This is a genomic window from Streptomyces antarcticus, assembly GCF_026627255.1.
Taxonomy (GTDB): Bacteria; Actinomycetota; Actinomycetes; order Streptomycetales; family Streptomycetaceae; genus Streptomyces; species Streptomyces antarcticus.
The window spans coordinates 59,992-76,609 of the sequence record NZ_JAPNLM010000030.1; the positions used below are offsets into that span (position 1 = coordinate 59,992).

Genomic DNA, 16,618 nt, shown 5'->3' on the forward strand with positions numbered 1-16,618 from the left:
CTCACGAGGTGGATTCGCCCGTCCCGGGATGCTTGGTAGGTGGCCCGGGGCGGGCTTTTTCGTGTCCCGAACCCCTCTCGGGACCGGGCGTTTTCGGGGGCTGGGAGGCCGATAGACCTCCCGTAAGGGGGCGTTAGGGGGACCGATAGAACCCCAGGTCAGCGGGGCGATAGGGCCATCTATCGGCCTTCCTGGGCCCCTTCCTGGAGAGAGGCCGGGGAAGGGGTCCGGGAGGGGGCCAGCGCGGGGGCCGTCAGACCCCCGGGGATGAGGGTCAGGAAGGCTGCTGCGGGGGCCTCTCCCCGGGCCGGGGCGGGAGCCTCGACGGGGGCGCCGGCGGGGGCCTCCCCCGGGGCCGGGACGGGGGCCTGGGTACCAGCCGCCGGGAGGTCTTGGAGCAGAGCCGTGGGGCTGCACCCGTGGGCCGCGATGAAGTCGTCCACCCGGGCCCCGACACGGGTCGTGGGCTTGCCATCGATCCGCATTCCGAGCTTCTCCACCGTGGGGACCCCCGCGGCCGCCAGCCACTCCCGGAACCTGGTTTGCTCCGTGTCCCGGGGAAGGAGGCCGGAGGCCATGGCGCCGTCCAGCATCACGTCCAGGTGGACCCCGGCCCGCTTGCTGAACTCGGCGTCGGACAAGTCCCTGATCACGTGCCAGAGCAGTGCCGCGCCCGGGTGAACCGGGGAAGCCTGCTCCAGGGCCTCCGTGTCCTCCTGGACGTCGCTCTCGCCCTGCTCCCCCGCCACCCCTTTTTCATGATCGTTCTCGGGGGTCAGGGGAGGAGCCAGCATCAGGGCCGCCGCCGACCAGGCCACGAATCCCCCGCCGAAGATGACCGGCCGCCATACCGTCAGGTCCGGGATCATCGGCACCAAGACCGACGCGCCGGTGCCGACGATGACCAGGGCCAGGCCGCCGCCCATGACGACCGTGCCGAGGGCCGCCAGAAAGCTGCGCTTACCGAACCCGGGCTCCAGCACGATCGGCGCCTCGGGGTCCGGCAGCGTGGACGCCTTCCCCGACTTCTCCCCACGCTCCGCCGCCTTGACCCGCTGCGCCCGGATGCGGCTCCGCTTTTCCGCGACGGCTCCCGCGTCCGTGCTGGCGGCCTTCCACCCGAGGGCGAGGCCCTGCCCGGCGCACCGGCACGCCCACCCGGCCATGACCAGGGACCCGCGCCACCACATCCGGGCGACGTCCCGGGACCCGGCGGTCACCGCCCGGATCTCCCCGGCGGCGCTCACAGGTCGCCGATCATGTCCGCGAGGAGCATCACCAGGTTGTTCGCGATCTGCCACAGGCCGCCGATGTTCGCGGCCGAGGCACCGAGGCAGATCCCGAAAAGGGCCGGCCACCCGAGCTTCTTCCAGTCGGGGACGAACGTCGTGATCCCGAGGAGCACCGCGATAGCGGCCGGGGCCAGGTCGGCGGCCCCGAAGTCGATGCCCTGCCCGATGCTGGTCGGCACCGTGGCCACGCCCCCGACCAGTTGGCCGATAGTCCCGCCGGTCGCGATGGCCAGGACCCCGAACACGATGCCCATCGCGGCGGCCTTGTCGCGGGTCAGGCTCATGCGCTTGGCACCGCGCAGGCCAAGGAGCAGCAGGTATCCGTCGGCGACCGCGAGGCCGGTCACCCCAATGCCTCCCAGGACGGGCCCGGCCGCGAGGACGACGTCCGTGGCGATGATCAGGTTCGGGCTCACAGCAGTGCTCCGGGGGCGTAGAGGAGGGAGGAGAGGACGACGGTGGCGAGAGGGATCCGGGCCAGCCACCGGAGAGGGAGCCGCCGCCCTGCGGACCGGGAGTCCAGGAGCAGCCAGCACAGTCCGCCGGCTGCTCCGGCCACGGTCAGGGGGGCGAAGAGGGTGGACCAGGGCGCGGACCACGCGAGGAACTCGGCGATCAGCGGGCCGGTGCCCTGGCCCCAGAACGCCGCGCCGAGTCCGGCGCCGAGGGGTGCCAGCGGAGCGAACGGGCCGAGGAGGCCCCGGAGCGGCTTCGCCACCCGGTACGCGCCGTAAGCGGCGCCGAGCGTCACGACGAACGCGCCGCACGCGGGAAGCGACAGCATCACGGCCCCCATCACCGGCTCCAGCCCCCGCACGTTGCCGGTGCCCAGAGCGATCAGCCCATGACCGGCCGCGGCCGCCGTGCCGTTGAAGCCGAGCCACCGCCACCGGCCGTTCGGCACCGTCTCCGCGAACGCCTCCCGGATCGCCTCGGCCAACTCGGCCGGACTCATCTGGCCCCGGACCGCCCGCACCGTGGACCGACCCAGAGAACGGCCCTTGGCCGCCCGCTCCGACTTCCTGACCTTCCGCGAAGCGGCCGCACCCGTACCGGCGACACGGCGCGCCCGCCTCTTCGCCGCGCGACCCGCAACGGTGCTGCTCATGGCGCCACCGCCCCGTTGCGCGGCCGCCGGCCGAACAGTCGGACGTAGAGTTCCCGCCGGTCCGACTGCCGCATCCCCCCACGCACCCCGATGACCTTCGACGGGGTAGAGGACTGCTCCATGTCCCGGGCCAGGCACCAGGCCAGGACCGGGCAGCGCCCGCAGTACGCCAGGGCCTCCAGCTCCGCCTCCGACGGCACAGCCGCCCCGGTCGTCATCTCCCACGGCTCCGGAAAGAACAACGTGGGGTCCGCACCCACACAGGCCGCCGCGCCCGAGCGCTCCTGACGCGCCGCCGGGGCCGGCGCCAGGTCCTCGTACTCCCACAGCCGGTCCAGCCAGTCACTCGTCGGGGCACTCATGCCGCACCGTCCAGACGCGCCATCAGCCACGCCCGCACCCGCAGCTCATCCCCGCCGAGGCCAACCGCTTCGGGCGCCGCCTGAATCGACCCGTTCGGCACTGCGGTGAATGAGCGGGTCGGCAGAGCCGCCCTCGCCACCACCACGGCGCTGCGGACACAGCGCTGCATCCGCCACTTGCGTAATACCTCTGTCACCATCACCACGTCGGCGTCCTCTCAGAACGGACCACCCGACAGCGGCTGTGAGGTTGCACCCCCACAGCCGCCGCCCGGCCAGTGCTTACGACACCGGCCGGGCACCTGCGTTTTTGCAGGGCGGGATACACCCAGGCACCTGGCTGACCAGGCCAAACTTGTCAGCCGCGCAGCGGTTATTGCCTAGGCATTAATGAGAATGCCCCGCTACTCCCGTGTTGTCAATAACGACTAGGCGATATGGTGAGCGGTGTAGTCACCCGGCACCAGAGGAGGTGAAGCCCATGACCAGTTCCGGAGACCTCTCCGCGAAGCTTCGTCAGCGCATCCACGCAGGCGAGTTCGCGGTGGGCGCGAAGCTGCCGACAAACGCGGAACTCATGGCGGCACACGGCGTGTCCAAGGGGACCGTCACCAAGGCGATCGCCGCACTCGCCGACGAAGGACTCGTCTACTCGTCCAAACGTGCCGGCACCGTGGTCCGCACGCGGGCGGCCGTACAGATCCCGCTCAGCCGCTACGGATCAGTACTGACGCCGGGTGGCACACAAGGACCATGGGAGACCGCCACCGCAGCCCAAGGCCTGGACGGGGACATGCAGCTTGTCTCCGTGGAGCGAGCGGAAGCGGATGTTGAGACCGCCACCCTCCTTAACCTCGACGAGGGGGATGAGCTGGTTCACCGCGTTCGCCATGCGCTCATCCGGCCCGCTGACGTCGTCCAGTTGCAGCACGCCTGGTACCCCGCAGCCCTGGCCGAGACGGCCGGGCTCGACAGCACCGGGAAGATCATTGGTGGGGTGTACGGCGCTCTCGCAGCAGCTGGTCACCGGCCAGCCAGCGCAACGGAAACAGTCGGCGTGAGAATGCCTACGGAATCTGAATCAGCGCAGCTCCGGATCGGCGGCCGCGTCGCTGTGATCACTCTTGAACGCCTCACCCTCGACGCCACTGGACAACCGCTTGAGGTCCTCCGCGCCGTCGCTCCGGCTGACCGGCTCCAGCTCACGTACGACAACCTCCCGCTTTAGAAAGGCGCGCGCCGCAGCGGCGTTTGGACCCGCAAGGTGTATCGGCTGTGTATCGTTTCTACGAAATGATGTTGGGGGTGTGAAGTGACGGCACATGATCGCGCCGTGCAGGTACTGCTGTCTCAAGCCGCATGGTTGCCCACGACGAACGTTCGGGGAGGGCTCCGGCGAGCTGCAGGGCTTACTCAGGCCCAGGTAGCCGCAGCCCTGGGCGTTGGGCGGGTTCAGGTTGCTCGATGGGAAACCGGATTCAACGAGCCCCGAGGCGATAGACGCCGGGCGTACAGCAAGTTCCTTCAAAGCCTTGCGCAGCAGCACCCTGAAGCCGTCACATCGACCGCTGCGCCCTAGAAATGCCCGAGGCCGTCCCTGTTGGAGCAGGAACGGCCTCGATACAGCAACCGACTCGCCCAGCTTCCAGGCCATCCGAGTCGTGTCCGGTGAGGTGACCTCGCCGGGGGTGATGCCCGTAGGCCCGAGGGCCTGCGTGGTCACCAGTACCCAGGATAAGGGTCCCTTCACTCGGAGGCCACTATCCCCGGTCCCTGTCTGGTCACACCGCTGGCACGGCTCCCCGCACAAGGGGAACAATCTCATGCTTCACCCATACACCCGCCCAGCGCCCGCAGCGGTGGCTGGCCAACTGCTTCACCACGTGATCCCCGCCGGCGGTGCCTGGTGAGCCTGTACCCGATCCTGTGGGCTGCGGAGCATGCCCCTATCTATGACGCGGAAGAGCGCGCGATCTTGGTTGCCCTGGTGATGAAGGGTGACTTCGACGGCTGCAACTGCTTCCGGTCGTACAGCACGCTCGCCAAGGCCGCTCGCGTGGACGCCAAGACGGCTGGGCGCCGGTGCCGGGCGATGGAGTCCCGGGGGATCCTGCGGCGGCAAACGCGGCACCGGTCGAAGGCGTGGCTTGCCATCCCGGAGAAGCAGCGTCCCGTGGTGTGGGAGGTCATGATCCCGGCTGAGTGGTGGAGCGCAGCGCAGCTGGCGGAGATCAACGACCAGCGTGCGTCCCTGGGGCGCCCCGCCATCAGCGCGAAGACCCGGCCGACGATCGCTGAGGCCCCGCCCAAGCCGGGCCGAACCGATAAGGGGGCGAAGCGCCCAAAGAAGGCCGCGCAGGCTCCGGACCCAGGGACTACAAGTCCTAGGGGTGGGGGGGGCGACGCGGCTCCCCCCCCAGGGACTACAAGTCCCTGGGGGGGGGACTACAAGTCCCTGGGGGGGGGACTACAAGTCCCACTACCTTCTGAGTCACCTTCAGACGCACCATCCGAGGAACACCCGCCCGCTGACGCCGTAGGCAAAGGTGCGGGTGGTTACGCACGTGCGGGCGCGCACGAAAGCGCGGCTGGTGAAAACGCCGAGGTAGCAGGCGGCTCCGCCGCGTCCGACAAGACTCTCCCTCCCCAGCGCACCCAGTCACCGAGGCCAGCCACGGTGAAGACCCGGCCCCGGGCGGAGCTGCCAGGTTTCGATGAGGTGCGGGCCGCGATCCCCGAGGCTGTGGCCCGCCGGGGGACCCGGCTGTACGCGGGGCTGCACCGCGCCATCAACGACCTGCTGACCGGAGTCGAGGCCAGCGGCGTCCCGAGCCGGACTCCGGAACAGGTGATTGCCCGGATCGGCCGGCGCTGGTTCGGCGAGAAGGCGGACATCCGGGCCGGCGCTGACTACCGCGGCTGCGACCGCTGTACCGCCTCTGGCTGCAAGGCCTCCCGCGAGGCCTGCGACCGAATCATCAACCGATCCTCCTGGCTCGCTGCTGCTCTGCTCGCGCAGGACTGTCCGGACCCCTCGTGCGAGGACGGGATCATGCTCGACGGGACCGGGGAGTGCCGGGCTTGCATCAATCGGCGGCAGGACCGCCGCAGGGATGAGGAAGCCGCGGCCGACGCAGCGGCGCGCTGCGCCCTCGGGAACCCGGACCCGCAGGACGAGGCGGCCAGGGCGGTCGCCATGGCGACCGTCGATGGATGGTCGCAGGCGGCATTCGCCGAGGAGGTGCGGTTCCAGCTGCTCCTGGCCGGCAGGGGCGTGTTCGGCTCCATGCTGGACCATCAGGTGAGGGAGCACATGGCAGCCTGGCAGGACCGGCACCCGGCGCCCACCGTCGCGGCCGTGCCCCGCCCCGCCCCGCCCGCCGAGCCGGCGGCGGACCCGCAGGAGCTCGACCACGGCCCGGCCGAGGAAGAACCCGACTACGACGGCCCCGACGAGGAGGAGCCGGCCGAGGACGCCGCCGCGTGGAATACCTCTCTGGGCAGCGCGGAGTGGCAGGCCTGGAAGGCGCAGCAGGCCGCCGAACGAGAGCGGCAGAAAGCCGAGAAGCTCGGCGCGCTCACTGGCCGATAGGACTCCGTCCGCCGGGCTCCTCACAAGGTTTCAGGCGGACATCAGTTCCGCTGCGCCCCATACGCGGCCGTAAGCGGCCCGTAGAGCGCCGATTCCCACCCCGCGGGCCTCCTAGCTGCTTGAACCCCCGTCAGGCCCGCACAGGCGATCACACACCCCCAGTGGGACCACACAGGAGGACCCATGGCCACGGTCGGCGACGGTCTCAACCAAGCCGCGCAGAAGGCGTTCACCCGCCCCATCCCCAAGACGGCGCCCGTGCAGATGCGCTACCTCGTCAAGCAGCTCAAGGGAACGAAGGCGGCCGCGGCCGCGCTCGGCATCTCGCAGCGCACCGTCGAGCGGTACATCAAGGGCCAGATCCGTAAACCGCGCGCCGAACTCGCCGGCCGCCTGGCGGGTGAAGTCGCCCGTCGCTGGCAGCCGCAGGTACGCGCCAAAGCGAAGAAGACGGCCGCGACATCGACGGGCCTGGTCATCGACACCCGCGCCCGCTTCGGATACACCGCGGCCCCGGGCACGACCGACGACGCCCGCTTGCGCCACCTGACCGTGGCCCTGCCCCCGCAGTACGCGGGCCGGCTGTTCGCCGCCCAGGAAGCCGGTGCGACCGAACAGCAGCTGCGCGACATCGCCGCGGAAGCCCTCCAGGACGTCTACTTCCGCGACGGCGGCCGCCGCGCCGGGGGCCTGCTGGTGGAGTTCACCGACGTCGAACAAGTCGCCTTCGACCTGTAGTCCCACTACGGGCCGGCAGGCGTGCTTCGCCATCATGGACCCGATCTCACGATTCCTTGATCCCGTGCTCGGTCGCCTGCGCGGGCGTATATAGGTAGAGGCTCTCGCGAAACGCGTCAGCGAAGGCCTCGAAGGCTTCCCCGCTCTGTGGCTGAACGGGTGGGGGGAAAGGTAGGTCGCTGGAACGGCGGGGCCAGATCCGGGCGACGGACAGGTGGAACTCACGCGCGTGCTGGATGACGACGTCCACGGCCGGGAAGTAGACATAGATACACAAATGCCCGATCTTCATGGGGCAGAAAAACCCGACTGGCTGGAGTGTGTCAGGAGCGGACACACCTGTTAGGTCGATCCTCACGGTGTGGCTGGTGACGGTGGGGTTGCGTTCAGGGCAGGACCCCAGCCAGACACGCGTGCCACCAGGTATTGCTCGGTGGGTACGCATTCTCCGAAGCTGATGGGGCGGCAAGATGGGCTTCTGCTGAGTCTGGTCGGCCATCATCGCTGTTTTCGTGGCCCAGAGCGCGATCTGGCGTTGCTGCCGGAGGGGTACGAAATCAAGGTCCTGCCGGACGATCAGTGGTTCGAGTGCATCCTTGGAGGATGTTTCAAGCTTGGACATCCAGCCGTTGTTGCACGAGGCACACACCTTCTTGACCGTGAAGTCCAGGCCCACACTCTCGCGAGTCACCTCGTAGGCGCCCGCCCCATAACGGGCCTGTTCAGTCTGCTGCCGCCCTGGCGGCAGATACTGGTTGAGCCACTGAGGGAAGACATGTTCCTTGGTGACGGGAGAACCGCCGCAGAAGACGCAGGACATCAGCAGATCGTAACGACTGCGTTCCGGCGGGGCTCGCCGGGTCCTTCCCGAGCCCGCCGGCCGCCGCGCCGGTAGGGGGGTGATGCTGTCGGACCGGGGTGATCCCGTGTGTCCCCTATGAGGGAAACGTCCTGGTGAAGGTCTGATGTCCTTCCAGCTCTTACGTGCGTCCCGGCCTTGGAGCCGTCTGCACGATCTGCGCCGCCGTTGTCGCGACTGCTCGCCAAGCTGTCTGCCCTTCCTGAACGGCATTGCGGAAAGGCTCTACGTTCGGCCAGCGCCCATTGAAGTCGAGCGCTGCTTCGACGATTGCCTGTCCAGCTGTCCTCAAGGTGGTTGCTGAAGCTGAAGCAGGGTCGGGCCCGATCAGGAGCACCCTCTCCACTGCTCGCCAAACGGCCTCCCAGGCTTCCTCTACCCGGCGCGTGATGCTCGGCTGGACGTCTTCACCCCAGTCCCAGCCGCGCTCTTCGGCTGTGAGGTAGTCCTCGTCTCCGACGATCTCTTCCGTCTTCCGGACCGCGGTCTCCCATGAATCCAGCAGTTGTACGTAGGCTTCCTGTCTTTGCGTGTGAAGCCAGTGGCCGTGCTCTACCTGTGCTTGATCGGCGACTTGCCGGCGCCCGACTATGAGTCCGACGAACAGGCCGCCGAAGCCGATGAGTGCGGCGACGACAGTCCCCAGCTGTTCTCCCATGCGGCCATCCTGGCGGTCAGCGAGTAGGGGCGTGTGCCGTCCGCGGAACTTGGGTCGCTCTCGTCACGATGTTGATGCGTGCTGACGTAGGCGTGGACTACCTGCTCCGCCCCGCAACCGGCTACTGACTTCCCCTTCAATAGAGCCAGCGGCGGTGACCGCTGGCCCTTGGCTGTCGCTGGCGATGGACAGGCCTGCAGCGATCTCAGGGCCGTCCTGGGTGTGGCGTCAGCTCTGTAGGTGTTCTTCGACAGCCTGCTGGAGCGCTGGTGTGTCAGCGTCACCGGTCCATCGCACGTATGTGAAGCCCTGCCCGCGGGCCGCAGCGAACTCGCGGGCTTGGGCCAGCACGGATGCCGGGGGCTTCAGCATCGTGGCAACGAGGACGATTGCGTCTGCTTGTGGCGACTCGAGAGAGCCCTTCAACACGTCGCGCACACGCCTGGGCTCGATGCTCTTATTGGGGTCGCCGAACTTGGTCTGGATAACGATCTTCTTGTCTCTGGTGGCTACCAGCGCGTCAAACCCGAATTCACGCACCGTCGGTGACTTCACTGCTCCGCGGCCGAAGGCTGACCTCAGGCGGTCGGTAATTACCTGCTCATAGGCCGCGTGGGACAGTTCGCGGATTTCTTCGTTGTGCTGGATTTCGGGGGAGATGATCGTTGCGGCCGAGGCTACTTCGACGGCTCGTGCAGCGGTTGGTGCGTTGCGCAACTCCTCTCCAACGGTATCGACCCAGGTCATGGTGCCGTCTGCCAGACTGATTTCCTTGATCTGACGGCCCATTACGGCGGCAACGAGAAGGACGGCACCGACGATGATGAGTGCTGTAGGGCCGGCTTCTGTCGCGGTTATGAACACGGCTACTGCTCCCGCGCCTGCCATTGCGGCGCCGGTGACACCTAGAGTCCAGCGCGCCAGCGGCGTGAGCTGGCCAGTTCGGCGAATGTGCGCGATGCGCTCGGCCCTCCTAGTCCTCCACCGGGTTATGGAACCGGGGGGTCGCGGAGAGCGAGTGACGGAGTTGCTCATGACCGCAGGCTAGAGGAGCGCAAGGTGTCCGGAGGGGCCTTTTGCTGCATGTGTACTGAGAGGTCTTCAGAGACCTGTCTGGGGGCTTGGATTGGGAGATCTGGGGACGACCACCGCTACTGGCCACTAGGGTCGGGCTCAGCCTGCCACCGCGGGTGCCTTCGGTACGCGGGAGACTACTGGGCGGCTCGGGGGTTGGCCTCAGTGATGGATGGGAGCACCTTGGCACCGGCTCGTGCTCAAGGCACGCAACGTTCGATGATGCGCCCGGTGTCTACCCGCGTGGCACGCCCGGTTACACAAAATTAAGAGCATTTTCCAGCAGGAAATTCTTCCAGGAGGAAAGAAAGTCATGGGGAACCTGGGCGCCTATCAGGACATCACGGTAGAGGCAAAAAATGCAGGCGGAGTTGAGGAACTGATCAAACAAATCCAAGACGCCGCCGCGAAGAACGCTTTCCCCAGGGCATTCGTCATAGGAGCCGCTAGTGCGGCAGCAATGAGCGTCCTGTTTAAAGCAGGGATGAAGCGATATCGGAATGCCAAGAGCAACCGCGATGCATGTGCGGCGGAGGCAACAGAGCAACTGAAAGCGAAGATTGAGGCATCTGATGGTGCGCCGTGACTGAATGCCCCGGGCTCGACCTCGACGGCGACTACTGCGACGGCTGCGGCTATCCGGTCTGTACCGGCTGCTACAAGACCCACGTGCTCCCAGGTGGGCACCTCTGCCAGTCCTGCGCCGAGGTGTACGGCGGCCAGGACCTGGCGGAGGAGCTGGATGCCTCGGCGGCTTACGACGCGGCCCTGGCGAACCTGCGGGCGGTGCCTTCCCTGGCGAACCTCACGCCGGGCGAGGAGGACCCGCCGCCCACCCCCGAGGAGTGCGCGGAGGCCGGGTCAGCGTTCGTGAACGGCACCGTGGACCCGGCCCGGTGCGAGGAGTGCGGTGGCCCCGCATGCACCCACTGCGAGGCCCACCTGACCGAGGGCCCGCACGCCCCATGCGCCGACTGCGGCCGCCGCCTGATCCATGTCCTGCACCCTGCGGAAATCGGCCGGTAACCCCGATCCCCGTTCCGGCCGGCACCACCCGGCCTTGGCCCCTGGGAGGCGGTTCACTCCGGGCTCCGAGGCCTTACGCGGCCCGGTGACGGACCCGGCCACCGCGCAGCGCCGCACGGCTGCTGCCGCGTTCCTGGAGGCCCTCGGCGGCGCCCTTCGGCTCCGTACGGACGCCCCGACGACGGCTGCGAAGCCCTGGACCCCACCCGGCCGCCCGAACACCGCGCCTGCGGCCAGCTGGCAGAGCTCACCGTGCAGTTCACCGACCCCGGCCGCCAGACCTTCGTGCAGGGCTGCGCCACCCACGCCGAGGCCCTGCGGTACCTCCCGGCAACCCGTCCCGGCTACGGGCTGCGCTCAGGGCCTACTCGTGACCACCTCCCGTAACGACAGCCGGATTCGCGGATCCGGGTGCGGCGGGGTCGGTGGTTTTACTCACAGCAGGCTTCTGCTCGGCGGGGCCGGCCTCACCGGTCGGTGCTGCGAGACCACCAGCGCCGAGCAGCATGTACAGAACGGTGAACACCGCTGCTCCGGCGGCGATTGAACCCACCAGGTCCCCGGTGCTGGGCGGCCCGAGATGTCTCTGGCGGGAAGCCTTGAAGACGAAGTACGTGACTAGGACGCTCATCACAAAGGCGACTGAGCCCATGGGGGAGATGTGTACGGTCAAGTGTGGCCTCCTTGGCCCTTCCGGGCCTGCCCCGCCTTGATCCGTCCAGAGATTCTGGGGCAGGGCAGGCCCGTTGCCCGCCCCGAACTCTTCTCGGCCCGAGGCGTTTGAAGTCCAATCAGGCACCACGAACGGCCGGATGTTCAATGCGCGTTCGCGGCATGCAACCAACCCCACTTGCGTGGTCCGTACGAGTGTTTTCGCAGATCAGGGGCCAGCCCACGGAAGCTTTTTGGTGGGACACGCCAGTTGACCGGAAGAGACGCATGTCTCACTTGCAGGAAAGCGACAATCCGGAATCTCTGCTGGTGGCGAGGGGTGATCGCACGTGCTGCGGAGAAGAAGCTGCCAGAGACATAGCAGAATGAACTACGCATAGAGGATGCAACCGTCATGAATTCCCCTCAGAAACCTTCCCTCATTGACCGGTTCTGAGACGATTCGAGATGCACCGCAGCTCCCCAGCGAGGACGGCGTCCGGGGTTCCGGCTCGACTCCCGCCCCGCGGCCGCCGTGGACGGCCCTGCCCCGCCTGCGCCCTCACTCCCGCCGCCCCGGTCCGCGGAGCGCCCCAGCCCGGTGCGGTTGTCCGGCCGGCCCGCCCGGGGTCCGCCCTGCCCCCCGGCTAGACTCCCCGTCCGCCTTTCCGTGGCGGTGCTCCCCGGTCGTGCCGGCCGCCTTCCCGGCCGTCCGCCCGCTGGCCGTGCTCCTGGTGGTGCTGGCCCCGCCCCCGTCCGGTCGCCTGCCCCCGCCCCGCGCCGCCCCGTTGCACACCCCGACGGCGTTAGGGGCGGCGTAGGAGTGTGGCGAGGGCGGTGAGGAGGCTTCCTGCTCCGCAGGCGGCGTTGATGGGGTCGGCCCAGTGTGAGGGGGCCATGCGTACGCCGATGAGGACGGCCAGGACGACCGCGAGCCCGGACAGGGTCCAGAGGATCTGTACCTGCGTCTTGAGCCGGGACAGCTCGGCCTGGCGGTCCGCGGTGACATGGTTGCGCGGCGTACTCGACATGTGGTGGTCCTTTCGACTCCCGCAAGCGGGTCACTGGGCAGGGCACGAAGAACGGGTTCGGAAGGCTTCTTTAATTCCTCTGAACTAACCCAATAATATCGCCACCCACTGACAATTAGGGTCCGCAATTCCGACCTAGGGGCGGGGTCCGTCTAAGCCGCTGACCGGCAGAAATGCGCTTTTGCGGCCCCCGTAAGCGTATTCTATTACGTGAGAGAAATTCCGTAGAAGAATTGCCCCGAAGGTGCATGCCGGGAAGCCAAGGGATTCCGAGGTAATATGAGGTCAAGTTCGTATTTGCTATTCACCGGTGGTCGTCCCGGCGGTACGAGCTGGCCTCCGGGCCCCGCTGCGTTCCGCGTCGGCTGGTGTCCGGGGGTGGGGGCCGCTCGTTGAACGGGGGGTCGCGCCTCTGGGGGTCCGTCCCCCGAGTCCCCGGGGGCGCGTCCGTGGTTCTGCCCCGGCCCCCGCGCTGCGCCGGGGCCTGCCCCTGCTGAATCTGGCCCCCCGCGTCCCGTCCGGTGTGCCGTTGTGACGGTTCAACGGTGTGCCGTTGTGCCGTCAGTAGGTCTGTGACCTGTGGTTTGTTGGATGCTGGCCGTCCTCCTGGCCGTGGTCCGTGGCGGTCCGCCTCGACCCGGTCCGGCGCCCGCCCCGCCCAGCCCCGGCTGTACGAGCTGGCGCCTGCTCTCTGTCCTCGGTCTGCTCCTGCCCGGCGCCGGGTGATGATCTGCGGGTTTTTGTCGGTGGTGGTTCGGCATCGTGCTGTCAGTGCGGTAGTTGCGGTAGCTGTGCTGGTCAGATGGTCGCGGTGAGTGGTTCGGGTGGTGACACGGTTGCCGAGCTGGTGCTGACGGTTTTGGTGATGGAGCGGGTCAGTTGGTTGCCGGTCAGTACGGTGTCCGGGCGTGGACGGACCGCGTACGGGCGCGGGCGGGCCGGTGGGCATTGACCGGCCGGGACCGGATCGGACTGGAGGGCATGGCTGCTCGCCGTCCCCTTGCGGGCGCCCGGGCCTCCCCGGCTGCTCTGTACGCCGGCGCCCCTCAGAGCGAACGCCCCCGGGCCGCGATGACGGCCGCGAGGCGCGGCCGGGTCTTGAGGAGTTCGTGCCATTCGGCGCCGGTCACCTGGCGGCGGCTCAGGGCCGCAACAGGGTGAGGCAGGTACTTCCCGTCCTGCTGGTCCCCGCCGAGCGCACCGGTGTCCTGTCCCAGATAACTGTAGGCAGGGGGAGGCTCTGACCTGCGGTGCCTACGGCTGAGTGGGACAGCTTGGTGGTCGGTGTCCCGCTCAGCCGTAGGCAGTCACTTCTAGGGTGTTCATCGCGGAAGCCCACTGATCGGTTCGGAGATGCCATGCCCATGCAGATGAAGTTGGTTGCGATAACGCTCGATTGCCCTGATCCGCTGGCTTTAGCGGTGTTCTATCAGCAGGCCACCGGCCATGAACCGCACCCGAAGTCAGATGCTGACTTCGCGGGCCTCAACGGTGAACAGGGACTCCTCATCGGTTTTCAACGGGTCGACGACTACCGGGCTCCGAGCTGGCCTGACCAAATCGTCCCCCAGCAGCTTCATATCTGCTTCCAGGTCGATGGGGACTTGGACGTGGCCGCGGCCCGGCTGCTGGAGTTGGGTGCGGGCAAGCCGGACCACCAGCCGCATGGCGACAAGGCGCGGGTCCTCACCGATCCGGCTGGGCATCCCTTCTGCATCGTCAGAGGCTGATCGAGGGGTTCAGGAGGGCCTCTACCGTCGCAGAACTTGCCTACAGATGACCGGGACGACGGTCCGCTTGCCCACAGTGCGGGTGGTTTCCCGCGTGCGGATGCGCGCGAAGCCGCGGCGGCTGAAGCCCCCAGGGCCCAGGCCGGCTCCGCCGGCGTCCCCAAGAAGAGGTCGGCTGCGAAGAAGCCGGCCGTGGTCGGCGACCTGGTGCCGGTGGCCGGCGAGGACGAGGTGTACGCCGCTCTCGATGCGCTTGGCGTGCTCTCCTCGCCCGCGGCCCGGATCAAGCCGCTGCGCCGGTCGGTGCGGGAGCTCCTGGGCCACCGGGGCGCGGAGGTCCGGGACCGGGCGTCGTTCCTGTACCCGCGGACCGCGGAGCAGGCGGTGACCCGGATTTACGCGGGCTGGCACCGCGCCCAAGGCCCCGCCCGCGCCAGCGGCGACTACGTGGGCTGCCCGCGCTGCACGCCGTCCGGCTGCACCGCCTCCCGGGAAAGCTGCGAGCGGATCCTGAAACCGGTCGGCTACCTCCAGGCCCTGCTGGACGCGCAGGACTGCGATCTGCCGACCTGCGAACTCGGCGTGCTCATCGACAGCGGGGACGAATGCCAGGCCTGCGGCTACCGGGCTGCCCAGCGGATCGCCGCCGCACGGGAAGCCAAGCTCACCGCCGAGCTCGAGGCCGACCAGGCCCGCCGGCACCAGGAGGCCGCCGCTGCCCGCAGGGCCGAGACCGACCGTGCCCACAGCGATGCTCACGAGGAGGACGCCCGCCGAGCACAAGCTGCCGCCAAGACGGCCGAGGTCACGCGGACCCGGGCGGAATTCGCCGCCGAGTTCGCAGCACTGGACGCCGCCTCCGTCGGCCGCGTCACCGTGCCCGCCCCGCTCCACCCGATCCACGACATGTCCTTCGAACAAGAGGAACCCGACTACGACGAACCCGCCGAGGACCAAGCCGCAGAGGACCCTGCCGCATGGGAGACCGCGACAGGGCCGAGCGCGGAGTACCGGGCATGGAGGGCGCCAGCAGGCGGGGGCCAGGCTAGGCGCCCTCTCCAGCCGGTAGGCGCCCGGGCTGCCCCCAGCACTCCTCGGGGTGCCGCCGCAGAGCCCGCCCACGGCCGTGCACGGGCCGTAGGGCGGCAACCACCACCCGGCATGGCTGGGAGGGGCACGTGACCGCCCGTCATGCCCGTACGCAGCCACCTACGGCGCGCACCCGCCTTTTCCGGCGGGACATCACACGGAGGACTTCATGGCCACGGTCAGCGAAGGCCTCGACAAGGGCGTGCGGAAGGCATTCACCCGCCCGATCCCCAAGACGGCACCCGCGCAGATGCGCTACCTCGTCAAGCAGCTGGAGGACGCCCGCATGGCCGCGGCCGGGCTCGGGATCTCGCAGCGCACCGTCGAACGCTACGTACGCGGCCAGATCAAGAAGCCGCGCCCCGCACTGGCCGACCGTCTAACGGGCGAGGTCGCCCGCCGGTGGCAGCCCCAAATCCGAGCCCAGGCCAAGAAGGCAGCCGCGACCACGACCGGGCTCGTCATCGACACCCGCGCACGGTTCGGCTACACCGCCGCACCCGGCACCACCGACGACGCCCGCCTGCGCCACCTCACGATCGCCCTGCCGCCGCAGTACGCGGCCCCGCCTCTTCGACGCCCAGGACGCCGGCGCCTCCGAACAGCAACTCCGCGACATCGCCGCCGAAGCCCTCCAAGACGTCTACTTCCGCGACGTCTACTTCCGCGACGTCTACTTCCGCGACGGCGGCCGCCGCGCCGGCGGCCTCCTGGTGGAGTTCACCAACGTCGAGCACATCGACTTCGACCTCTAGGACCCACGCGCGGACGGGAGGCCGGCACCGGGTGCGGCCCCTGCTCTTGGACCTCTTCCCGTGGACGGCCCCACATCGCGAACCGGTAGACGCCGGGCCTGAACTGGTGAAACTTGCTTGTGTTCCCCAGCGTCTCGTTCATGCCGGGCACAACGCCGACGCCGCCCGGCCGGTAACCCGTGTGTCGGCTTTGGCTGCTGTCGCCCCGTCTCCCGGCGGTGGCCCAGTTCGGTGCGTCTCTACGTTCCCGGGAACTTGGGACTGGTCTGTATCGCCGCTTCTGCGCTGGGTGGAGTAGGTGGCGTATCCGCATATGGGCTGTGATGGGTGCTGGCTCGGCACGGTCTCCGTGCTCGTCGAACTGCCCGGCGTTGAGAGCTTCTTCGACGATGTCCCCGAGGTGTCGCAGACGCACATCGTGGGCGTCTTCGTCCGGCCCGAGGCGCGCGGCACCGGGCTCGCGGAGAAACTCTTCCAAGCCGCCCTGGAGTGGTCTTGGTCACTGACCGAGCCGCAGGTCGAACGCGTCCGGCTCTTCGTGCACGAGGACAATGCCCGAGCGGAAGCGATGTACGGCAAGGTTGGCTTCAAGCACACTGGCCTCTCGGTCCCCGCCGCCGGAGACGCCACGCGCAGCGATAACGAGCTCGCCC

At 68.6% G+C, this 16,618-nt stretch carries 19 protein-coding genes and 1 pseudogene; 10 read left to right on the top strand and 10 right to left on the bottom strand.

Annotated features, from left to right (window positions below; all coding sequences use genetic code 11):
- Positions 1-179 precede the first annotated feature (179 nt).
- Genes OTB16_RS32735 through OTB16_RS32755 form a run of 5 tightly spaced genes read right to left on the bottom strand, consistent with a single transcriptional unit; the run spans position 180 to position 2,968 of the window.
- On the bottom strand, positions 180-1,247 hold the full coding sequence (locus tag OTB16_RS32735) for a hypothetical protein (RefSeq protein ID WP_267725522.1): 1,068 nt from the start codon (positions 1,245-1,247) through the stop codon (positions 180-182).
- Positions 1,244-1,708, bottom strand: coding sequence for a hypothetical protein (locus tag OTB16_RS32740; protein ID WP_267725524.1), 465 nt, complete (start codon positions 1,706-1,708; stop codon positions 1,244-1,246). The genes OTB16_RS32735 and OTB16_RS32740 overlap by 4 nt, the downstream gene beginning before the upstream one ends.
- A complete protein-coding gene (locus tag OTB16_RS32745) occupies positions 1,705-2,400 on the bottom strand; it encodes a hypothetical protein (RefSeq protein WP_267725526.1) in 696 nt (231 codons plus the stop codon). Before OTB16_RS32745 ends, OTB16_RS32740 begins: the two co-directional genes overlap by 4 nt.
- Positions 2,397-2,762 carry a WhiB family transcriptional regulator gene (locus OTB16_RS32750; RefSeq protein ID WP_267725528.1) on the bottom strand — a complete coding sequence of 122 codons (366 nt, stop codon included), beginning with the start codon at positions 2,760-2,762 and terminating at the stop codon, positions 2,397-2,399. Before OTB16_RS32750 ends, OTB16_RS32745 begins: the two co-directional genes overlap by 4 nt.
- Positions 2,759-2,968, bottom strand: coding sequence for a hypothetical protein (locus OTB16_RS32755; protein WP_267725530.1), 210 nt, complete (start codon positions 2,966-2,968; stop codon positions 2,759-2,761). Before OTB16_RS32755 ends, OTB16_RS32750 begins: the two co-directional genes overlap by 4 nt.
- Positions 2,969-3,243: 275 nt before the next feature.
- Between OTB16_RS32755 and OTB16_RS32760 the strand changes: the two genes are divergently transcribed.
- The 4 genes from OTB16_RS32760 to tpg (OTB16_RS32775) all read left to right on the top strand — a co-directional run bounded on the left by OTB16_RS32760 (position 3,244) and on the right by tpg (OTB16_RS32775) (position 7,092).
- On the top strand, positions 3,244-3,990 hold the full coding sequence (locus tag OTB16_RS32760) for a GntR family transcriptional regulator (RefSeq protein ID WP_267725532.1): 747 nt from the start codon (positions 3,244-3,246) through the stop codon (positions 3,988-3,990).
- Positions 3,991-4,095: 105 nt separating this feature from the next.
- Positions 4,096-4,341, top strand: a complete 246-nt coding sequence (locus tag OTB16_RS32765) for a helix-turn-helix domain-containing protein (RefSeq protein WP_267725534.1) — start codon at positions 4,096-4,098, stop codon at positions 4,339-4,341.
- Between the two features lie 1,098 nt (positions 4,342-5,439).
- Positions 5,440-6,354 (top strand): hypothetical protein, encoded by a 915-nt coding sequence (locus OTB16_RS32770; protein ID WP_267725536.1) that lies wholly within the window; start codon positions 5,440-5,442, stop codon positions 6,352-6,354.
- A gap of 183 nt (positions 6,355-6,537) precedes the next feature.
- Entirely contained in the window at positions 6,538-7,092 is a 555-nt protein-coding gene (gene tpg, locus OTB16_RS32775; RefSeq protein ID WP_267725538.1) for a telomere-protecting terminal protein Tpg, read from the top strand.
- 46 nt (positions 7,093-7,138) lie between these two features.
- On the opposite strand, the gene OTB16_RS32780 is transcribed toward tpg (OTB16_RS32775), so the two are convergent.
- The 3 genes from OTB16_RS32780 to OTB16_RS32790 all read right to left on the bottom strand — a co-directional run bounded on the left by OTB16_RS32780 (position 7,139) and on the right by OTB16_RS32790 (position 9,644).
- Positions 7,139-7,912, bottom strand: coding sequence for a hypothetical protein (locus OTB16_RS32780; protein WP_267725540.1), 774 nt, complete (start codon positions 7,910-7,912; stop codon positions 7,139-7,141).
- 160 nt (positions 7,913-8,072) lie between these two features.
- Positions 8,073-8,609 (bottom strand): hypothetical protein, encoded by a 537-nt coding sequence (locus OTB16_RS32785; RefSeq protein WP_267725542.1) that lies wholly within the window; start codon positions 8,607-8,609, stop codon positions 8,073-8,075.
- A 228-nt stretch (positions 8,610-8,837) separates the two neighbouring features.
- On the bottom strand, positions 8,838-9,644 hold the full coding sequence (locus OTB16_RS32790) for a hypothetical protein (RefSeq protein ID WP_267725545.1): 807 nt from the start codon (positions 9,642-9,644) through the stop codon (positions 8,838-8,840).
- 352 nt (positions 9,645-9,996) lie between these two features.
- Here OTB16_RS32790 and OTB16_RS32795 point away from each other — a divergent pair, with 352 nt between their 5' ends.
- Positions 9,997-10,269, top strand: coding sequence for a hypothetical protein (locus tag OTB16_RS32795; RefSeq protein WP_267725547.1), 273 nt, complete (start codon positions 9,997-9,999; stop codon positions 10,267-10,269).
- Positions 10,266-10,709, top strand: a complete 444-nt coding sequence (locus OTB16_RS32800) for a hypothetical protein (RefSeq protein WP_267725550.1) — start codon at positions 10,266-10,268, stop codon at positions 10,707-10,709. Before OTB16_RS32795 ends, OTB16_RS32800 begins: the two co-directional genes overlap by 4 nt.
- Positions 10,710-11,073: 364 nt before the next feature.
- Here OTB16_RS32800 and OTB16_RS32805 read toward each other — a convergent pair whose 3' ends face one another.
- Together OTB16_RS32805 and OTB16_RS32810 are read right to left on the bottom strand one after the other, a co-directional pair.
- Positions 11,074-11,382 carry a hypothetical protein gene (locus tag OTB16_RS32805; RefSeq protein ID WP_267725553.1) on the bottom strand — a complete coding sequence of 103 codons (309 nt, stop codon included), beginning with the start codon at positions 11,380-11,382 and terminating at the stop codon, positions 11,074-11,076.
- A gap of 784 nt (positions 11,383-12,166) precedes the next feature.
- Entirely contained in the window at positions 12,167-12,391 is a 225-nt protein-coding gene (locus tag OTB16_RS32810) for a hypothetical protein (RefSeq protein ID WP_267725556.1), read from the bottom strand.
- Positions 12,392-13,749: 1,358 nt separating this feature from the next.
- Here OTB16_RS32810 and OTB16_RS32815 point away from each other — a divergent pair.
- From OTB16_RS32815 to OTB16_RS32830, 4 genes and pseudogenes are all read left to right on the top strand, one after another.
- A complete protein-coding gene (locus OTB16_RS32815; protein ID WP_267725557.1) occupies positions 13,750-14,121 on the top strand; it encodes a VOC family protein in 372 nt (123 codons plus the stop codon).
- Positions 14,122-14,313: 192 nt separating this feature from the next.
- Positions 14,314-15,303, top strand: coding sequence for a hypothetical protein (locus tag OTB16_RS32820; protein ID WP_267725560.1), 990 nt, complete (start codon positions 14,314-14,316; stop codon positions 15,301-15,303).
- Positions 15,304-15,379: 76 nt separating this feature from the next.
- Positions 15,380-15,965: pseudogene (gene tpg / locus OTB16_RS32825) on the top strand (telomere-protecting terminal protein Tpg).
- Positions 15,966-16,314: 349 nt separating this feature from the next.
- Positions 16,315-16,618: GNAT family N-acetyltransferase (locus OTB16_RS32830; protein WP_267725562.1), on the top strand; the 304-nt coding region annotated here is incomplete at its 3' end.